Consider the following 7,852-nt stretch of genomic DNA (forward strand, 5'->3'; position numbering starts at 1 on the left):
CGGCCACAAGACGCCGCGCGACGCGATGCTCGACTGGTACCAGAAGAGCCCAGGACTCTTCCGTGCCGACCCACATAATCACCCGGGCCTTGACAGGTAGATCCTTCAGTCGCGCATGAATCCGCGCCGCAGAAAGGGCGGCGCACGCTCCTTCAGGATGACATGGTGCGTGGTTTTGCGGGGAGTTGAGCGGCTTGCGGGCCGTCCATGAACCGACATCGAACAACCGAACATCGAACAACCGACATCGAAAAACCGTCATTCATCAACCGACATCCATCATCCGACATCCGGCCTGCATCATCCCGGAACCGGCGCGCAACACGCAATCAAAGCACGAACGGGATGGGCACCCAGGCGATCACGAAGATGACCAGGCATGCCCACGCAACCGCGCGCCGCCGCGCATCCAGCCGGAACCCGGGGTCGAACACCGGCGGATGCGCCAGCTTTCCCCGCCCGATCATCAGCACCAGCCCCGCCCAGAACCACCACCCGGTGTACAGCCACCCCATCCCCAGCAGCAGCGCCAGCGTGGCCCGGCTCGCCACCCGGTGCGCGCGGGGCGACAACGAGTACACCACGTGCCCGCCGTCCAGCTGGCTGATGGGAAACAGGTTGAGCGCGGTAAAGAACAGCCCGAACCACCCCGCCGCCGCCAGCGGATGCAGCAGCACCAGCGGCGCATGCCCCATGGGCGTGGCCGCGCGCAGAACGTGCAGCAGAATCGACTCTCCCAACGGAAGTGCTCCGTCACCCGTCATTACGGCGAGAGACGCGCCGGAAAAGCGCTGCGCCAGCGGCTGGCTCATCATCAGCCCCGCCAGATAGACGGGAACGGCGAGCACGAATCCGGCAAGCGGGCCCGCGGCGCCCATGTCCAGAAGCGCCGCCCGGTTGATGAGGGGAGAGCGGATGCGGATGAACGCGCCAAAGGTGCCGATGGGGCTCAGAAGCGGCGGCGCGGGAAGAAACCAGGGGGGAGAAACGTCCATCCCGTGGCGCCGCGCAAGCGCCCAATGGCCCGCTTCATGCGCGCCCAGGATGCACAGCAGAGGCAGGGAAAACCACAGTCCCGGTGCCACGGAGCGCAGATCGTACCGCGCGGGCACGGGGATCGCATGGCCCGCCGACTCGGCCCAGCCCATGGGGTCGCCGGGAACCAGCAGGCACCCGGCGACCGTGGCGGTGGCCAAGGTAAGCACAAGGAGCAGCGCGTGAAGCCACCACCGTTCGCGCGTGCGGACGCGGGCGCGGCGGGTAAGGGTGATCTCCACCCCGTCGCCGCCGGACTGCACGTAGCGCCGGCCGGGCCAGCGCGCGAGCCACTCGGAAAGGGCCGGATCGTCGGCCGGAACGCCCGGATGCAGGCGGGCCTGAAGCACCTGCTGATCGTGCAGTTCCACCAGTCGCCACGCGGCGAACGGGCCTGATATGTCCGGCACTTTCTTCTTGACCTCCGTGTATACCGTGCTTAGGTTGGGGCAAACGCCTCCAGAGCATTCTGTGCGCTCAGCGCGCGGCGCGCCCCTCCCCTGGCACAACCCCCTCCCACGCGGCGGAACATCCAGCGGTCCCGGCTGCCGTACCTGCAGTCCGGGCCGTGCTGATACATTCGGAGCACAACGTGGACATTAGCACCATCAAGACCAAGAGCATCGCCGAACTGCACGAAATGGCGGAAGGTCTCAACATCTCCAACTATTCCGGGCTCCGCAAGCAGGACCTCATCTACCGCATCGAGCAGAACCTGCTCGACAGCGAGGTGGTTCTGCGGGGCGAGGGAGTACTTGAGGTTCTTCCCGAAGGCTACGGCTTTCTTCGTTCGCAGGACTGGAACTATCTGTACGGGCCGGACGACATCTACGTGTCGCCCAGCCAGATCAAGCGATTCGACCTGCGCACCGGCGACACGGTGATGGGGCAGGTCCGTCCGCCCAAGGAGGGCGAGCGCTACCTTGCCCTTCTGAAGGTAGAACGCGTGAACGGCGACGAGCCGGACAAGGCCAAGCACCGCGTCGCCTTCGACAACCTTCGCCCGCGCTATCCCGACCAGCGCATTCACCTGGAAGCCGCCACCACCGACATCAGCATGCGGGTGATGGACCTGGTGGCGCCCATCGGCAAGGGCCAGCGCGGCCTGATCGTGGCGCCCCCCAAGGCGGGCAAGACGATCCTGATGCAGAAGATGGCCAACGCCATCACCGAAAACCATCCGGAGGTGCACCTGATCGTGCTGCTCATTGACGAGCGGCCCGAAGAGGTGACCGACATGCAGGAAAACGTGCGGGCCGAGGTCATCTCCTCCACCTTCGACGAGCCGGCCGACCGGCACACGCAGGTGGCGGAAATGGTGCTGGAAAAGGCCAAGCGCCTGGTGGAGCACGGCCGCGACGTCGTCATCCTGCTGGACAGCATCACCCGCCTGGCGCGCGCCTACAACGTGGTGGTGCCGCACTCCGGCAAGATCCTGTCGGGCGGCGTGGACGCCAACGCGCTGCACAAGCCCAAGCGCTTCTTCGGCGCGGCCCGCAACATCGAAGAGGGCGGCTCGCTCACCATCGTCGCCACGGCCCTGGTGGAAACGGGAAGCCGCATGGACGAGGTGATCTTCGAGGAGTTCAAGGGCACCGGCAACATGGAACTGGTGCTGGACCGCCACATCGCCGACAAGCGCATCTTTCCGGCGATCGACATCAACCGCTCGGGCACGCGCCGCGAAGACCTTCTGCTCAACGAGCTGGAGCTTACCCGCGTGTACCTGCTGCGCAACTTCCTGTCCGACATGCCGCCGGCGGAGTCCATCGACTTCCTGCTCAAGCGCATGCGCCCCACGAAGACCAACAAGGAATTCCTGGATTCGATGGCGCGGGGGTGAGGGGAAGTGCGTGAGTGCTGGGTGCGTGAGTGCGTGAGTGCGGGAACGGAAGTGCCCGGTGCTCAGCGCCGGGTGCTCAGAGCGGGATGGACAGCGGGGCGAGGGAGCCGGATCGGCTTTCCCGCCCCGTCTCGTTTTGCGCCGCCGGCCGGCAATGCCGATGGGCGCACCGTGGCGCGCGGCGCGCGGGCAACCGGAGAGGCAAATGCAATTTTCCGGCGCGGATGCAGGGGATTGTGTAGCAGAAGCTCTGCCGCGAGCGCAACCGGCACACGCGTTGCACAGGGGCGCGGTGAAGGTCCCTGATCCTACGAATGGAGATACACCCATGGTGATCAAGCGCGTGATGGCGGCTGCCCTCGTGGCCCTGGCGATGGGCGCCGGTGCATGCACGGCGGAAGTTGAAGAAAAGGGCGAGGCGCCGTCGGTGGACGTCGATGGCGGCAAGATGCCGCAGGTGGACGTGGACCCGGCCAAGGTCGAAATCTCGACCGACACGCAGCAGGTCGTGACCCCCGAAGTGAACGTCACGCCGACTGAAGGCGACGACAAGTAATTCGCGGCCACGCGCGTTCACCGGCCCCGGCGACAGCAGTCGCCGGGGCCGGTTTGTTGTTCGTGCGGGCCCTCACCCCGCGCGCTGCGCGCGACGACCCTCTCCCACAAACAGACGTGGGAGAGGGAGCACACCCCAGTATGTGCCCGCTTACAGGGTCGCTCGCACGGACGCGATCTCTCCCGTCCGCGGTCCCCGCGACCTCCGCGACCTCCGCGACCTCCGCGACCTCCGCGACCCCCGCGACCCCCGCGACCTCCGCGTGAGGGCAGTTCTTCATCGTCTGCGGCCGCGCCGGGCTTGCGGGGCACCCCGCGCGACGTCGTAGTTTGCCTTTCCATCAGCGACCGTCCTCCCCAACCGCGCCGCACGTGACCGAGCGTCTCTGGCAGATCTGGATTGACACCGGCGGCACGTTTACCGACTGCCTGGCGCTGGACCCGGCCGGGGTGCAGCGCCGCGCGAAGGTGCTCAGCAGCAGCGCGCTGCGGGCCACCATCATGGCCGTCGAAGCGCCGGACTGCCTGCGGATCCGCGAAGAGTGGGGCGCCGTGCCGGGCGTGGTGGACGGGCTGCAGGTACGACGCGTCGGTTCGGTGGATGAGGGCGCACGGGTGGCGTCATACGATCCGGCCACGGGCGAGATGCGGCTGAACCGCGCGCTGGACGGCGCGGCGCCGGGCGTGTCCATCGAAATCCGCTCGGCGGAGGAGGCGCCCATCCTGGCCGCGCGGCTGGTGACGGGAACCGCGTCGGGCGATGCGCTTCCTCCGCTGGCGATGCGGCTGGCGACGACGCGCGGGACCAACGCCCTGCTGGAGCGGCGTGGCGCGCGCACGGCGCTGTTCATCACCCGCGGCTTCGGCGATCTGTCGCGCATCGGCACGCAGCAGCGGCCGGAACTGTTCGCGCTGGACGTGCGCCGTCCCGATCCGCTTTACGACACCGCCGTGGAAGTGGATGAGCGGCTGGCGGCGGACGGATCGGTTCTCATCCCGCTGGATCTCGCGTCCGTGCGAGCACATGCCTCGCGCCTTGTGGGCCAGGGCGTGCGCTCCGCGGCGGTCGCGCTGATGCACGCCTTTCGCGATCCCGCGCACGAGCGCGCCGTGGCGGACGCGCTGCGCGAGGCGGGATTCGCGCACGTGGCGGCTTCCGCGGAGCTCGCCGCGAGCATCGGGCTGCTGGCGCGGACGGAAACGGCGGTGGTGGACGCGTACCTGGGGCCGGTGATCGGCGGCTACCTGGACGGGGTTCGCGGCGCGCTGGGCGGCGGGCGGCTGCACGTAATGACCAGCGCCGGCGGGCTCGTCCGCCCGGAGGATTTCCGCGCCAAGGACTCGCTGCTCAGCGGTCCTGCCGGTGGCGTCGTAGGTGCGGCGCTGGCCGGTCGGCGGTCCGGCCGCGAGCGGGTGATCGCCTTTGACATGGGCGGCACCAGCACGGACGTGGCGCGCGTGGACGGCGACTTCGAGTACGTGTGGGAGCACGAGGTCGCGGGCGCGCGGATCGTCGCGCCGGCGCTGGCCATCGAGAGCGTGGCGGCGGGCGGCGGCTCCATCTGCGCGGTGGATGCGCAGGGGCTGCGCGTGGGGCCGGAGAGCGCGGGCGCGTCCCCGGGGCCGGCGTGCTATGGCGCGGGCGGTCCACTTACCGTCACGGACTGCAATCTCCTGCTCGGCCGGCTGGACCCGTCGCGCTTCGCCATTCCCGTGGACGCGGAGCCCGCGCGTGCCGCCGCGGACCGGCTGGCCGCGCGCGTGCACGAGATCACGGGCGAGGCGATCGGGCGCGAGGCGCTGGCGGCGGGGCTGCTGGAGATTGCGGATGAACGGATGGCGGACGCGATTCGCGGCATCTCCCTGCGACGCGGCTACGATCCGGCGGAGTACGCCCTGGTCGCGTTCGGCGGGGCGGGCGCGCAGCACGGATGCGGGGTGGCCGCGCGGCTGGGGATGCGCACGGTCATCGTCCCCGCGGACGCGGGGCTGCTGAGCGCGCTGGGCATCGGGCACGCGGCGCTGGAGCGGTTCGCCGAGCGCCAGGTGCTGCGCCCGCTGGACGAGGCCGGCGGCGAACTGGAATCTCTCTTCGCGACCCTGGCGGCCGAAGCAACGGCGGCCGTGGCGCGGGAGGGCGTGCCCGCGGAGCAGATCCACGTCCGCCGACTGATCGCCAATCTGCGCTATGCCGGACAGGACGCGACGCTGCAGATTGACGTGGAGGCCGGCGCCGATCCGCGCGTGGCGTTCGAAGACCGCTACACATCCATCTACGGCCACCGCCCGGCTACGCGCCCCATCGAGGTCGAGAGCGTCCGCGTCATCGCCGCCACCCTTCCCGCCACGGTGGATGCAGCCGAAGATGCGGCTGAGCACCCCGCCGCGCCCGTGGACCATCGCCGCACGTGGATCGGCGGCGGGTGGACGGAGGTGCCCGTGTACGAGCGCGCCGCGCTGCAGCCGGGAGCGCACCTGGCCGGTCCCGCGCTGATCGCGGAGCAGCACAGCGCCACCTATGTCGCGGAAGGATGGTCCGCCGGCATCGACGCGGCAGGCAACATCGTCCTGCGGCACGAGCCCGCAAACGTCGCCAACCGTGAGGCTGCGTCCGCGAGCGAGGAACCGCACTTTCGTACTCTCGTACCTTCGCACTCTCGTACTTCCACCCCGCAGTCCGTCCGCGCCGAACTCTTCATCTCCCGCTTTCGCGCGCTGGTCGGCGAAATGGGCGAGATGCTGCGGCGCACGGCGCTGTCCACCAACGTAAAAGAGCGCTTGGACTTCAGTTGCGCGCTGCTGGACGCGGACGGCGAACTGGTGGTGAACGCGCCGCACATCCCCGTCCATCTGGGCGCGATGGGGCTCTGCGTCCGTTCCGTCCGTGACGCGATCCGGATGGACGCGGGGGACGTCATCGTCACCAACCACCCCGGATTCGGCGGATCGCACCTGCCGGACGTCACCGTTATCACCCCGGTTCACGACAGCGATGGCACGCTGATCGGATACGTGGCCAGCCGCGCGCACCATGCCGAGATCGGCGGCACGCGGCCGGGATCCATGCCGCCCGCCGCACGCACGCTGGCGGAAGAGGGTGTCGTCATCCGACCCATGCATTTGGTGCGCGGCGGCGAGGCGCGGTGGGACGACATCCGCGCCGTCCTCTCCTCGGGCGCGCATCCCACGCGCGCGCTGGACGACAACCTGGCGGATCTTGCCGCGGCCGTGGCGGCAAACCATCGGGGCGCGGAGATGCTGCGCGCGCTCGCGGCAGAGCACGGACGCGACGCGGTGGCGGGATACATGAGTGCGCTCAAGCAGCGGGCGGAGCGCGGCATCCGCGCGGCGCTGGCGGCCCTGCCGGACGGCGTGTACGAGGCGCGGGAGCGGCTGGACGACGGCGCGCCGCTGCAGGTGCGCATCACCATCCGCGGTGACGAGGCGGAGGTGGACTTCACGGGTTCGGCGGCGACGCATCCCGGAAACCTGAACGCCACGCCCGCAATCGTGCGGAGCGTGGTGCTTTACGTGCTGCGCCTGCTTGTGCGCGAGAACCTGCCGCTGAACGAGGGGTTGATGCGGCCGGTGCGGCTCACGGTTCCCGCAGGGCTGCTGAATCCGCCGTTCGGGGATGATCCGTCACGCGATCCGGCGGTGGTGGGCGGCAACACGGAAGTGAGCCAGCGGCTTACGGATACGCTCATCCGCGCGCTGCGCCTGTCCGCCTGCAGCCAGGGGACGATGAACAACGTGCTGTGGGGATCGGACCGGTTCGGGTACTACGAGACCGTCTGTGGCGGATGCGGTGCGGGTCCCACGTGGGATGGGGCGCACGCCACGCACAGCCACATGACCAACACCCGGATCACCGATCCGGAGGTGGTGGAGCACCGCTATCCCGTTCGCGTGGAGCGATTTGCGATCCGTGCGGGGTCGGGTGGCGCGGGCGCGCGCCGCGGCGGCGACGGGGCCGTGCGCGAATTCACCTTTCTCGCGCCCATGTCGCTTTCCGTGCTGACGCAGCATCGCACGGAAGGCCCGTTCGGGATGGAAAGCGGCCACCCCGGCGCGCCCGGCCGCCAGATCGTCATCCGCGCAGGTGGCGAATCCGCCGAACTGGCGCCGGTGGATGGCGTAGATGTGCTCCCCGGCGATCGACTGCTACTGGAAACGCCCGGCGGTGGCGGCTGGGGTGCGCCCGACCAGGGGGCGTAGACGAGGAAGATCGCGCAGAACGGGACCTGCTGAGGACGCTCGGCGGACAGGCGTGCATGTCGCGACGTTGGCTCGAACGAAGAGGATGTCAAGGCCCGGGTGATTATGTGGGTCGGCACGGAAGAGTCCTGGGCTCTTCTGGTACCAGTCGAGCATCGCCTCGCGCGGCGTCTTGTGGCCGAGCGCACGCTGGGGAATGTG

5 protein-coding genes and 1 pseudogene are annotated in these 7,852 nt (G+C 69.3%); 3 read left to right on the forward strand and 3 right to left on the reverse strand.

The features are described 5' to 3' along the window. Together HNQ61_RS28405 and HNQ61_RS28035 are read right to left on the reverse strand one after the other, a co-directional pair. Positions 1–262, reverse strand: a 262-nt coding sequence (locus HNQ61_RS28405) for a hypothetical protein (protein WP_221239734.1), incomplete at its 3' end; no start/stop codon positions are given. Between the two features lie 67 nt (positions 263–329). Continuing rightward, positions 330–1,445, reverse strand: a complete 1,116-nt coding sequence (locus HNQ61_RS28035; RefSeq protein ID WP_170034248.1) for a site-2 protease family protein — start codon at positions 1,443–1,445, stop codon at positions 330–332. Between the two features lie 182 nt (positions 1,446–1,627). On the opposite strand from HNQ61_RS28035, the gene rho reads away from it, so the two are divergent. The 3 genes from rho (at position 1,628) to HNQ61_RS28050 (ending at position 7,651) form a co-directional block, all read left to right on the forward strand. Further along, on the forward strand, positions 1,628–2,878 hold the full coding sequence (rho, locus tag HNQ61_RS28040; RefSeq protein WP_170034246.1) for a transcription termination factor Rho: 1,251 nt from the start codon (positions 1,628–1,630) through the stop codon (positions 2,876–2,878). A 328-nt stretch (positions 2,879–3,206) separates the two neighbouring features. Then, a complete protein-coding gene (locus HNQ61_RS28045; RefSeq protein WP_170034244.1) occupies positions 3,207–3,434 on the forward strand; it encodes a hypothetical protein in 228 nt (75 codons plus the stop codon). A 371-nt stretch (positions 3,435–3,805) separates the two neighbouring features. Further along, positions 3,806–7,651 (forward strand): hydantoinase B/oxoprolinase family protein, encoded by a 3,846-nt coding sequence (locus HNQ61_RS28050; RefSeq protein WP_170034242.1) that lies wholly within the window; start codon positions 3,806–3,808, stop codon positions 7,649–7,651. An 87-nt stretch (positions 7,652–7,738) separates the two neighbouring features. On the opposite strand, the pseudogene HNQ61_RS29955 reads toward HNQ61_RS28050, so the two are convergent. Then, positions 7,739–7,852 (reverse strand): annotated as a pseudogene (locus tag HNQ61_RS29955) (IS481 family transposase); the annotation flags it as partial.

Origin of the sequence: Longimicrobium terrae (assembly GCF_014202995.1) — a bacterium.
Classification (GTDB): Bacteria; Gemmatimonadota; Gemmatimonadetes; order Longimicrobiales; family Longimicrobiaceae; genus Longimicrobium; species Longimicrobium terrae.

Excerpts from the sequence above, each read along its gene's own strand:
- HNQ61_RS28045 (WP_170034244.1), top strand. The coding sequence starts at position 3,207 with ATGGTGATCAAGCGCGTGATGGCGGCTGCCCTCGTGGCCCTGGCGATG.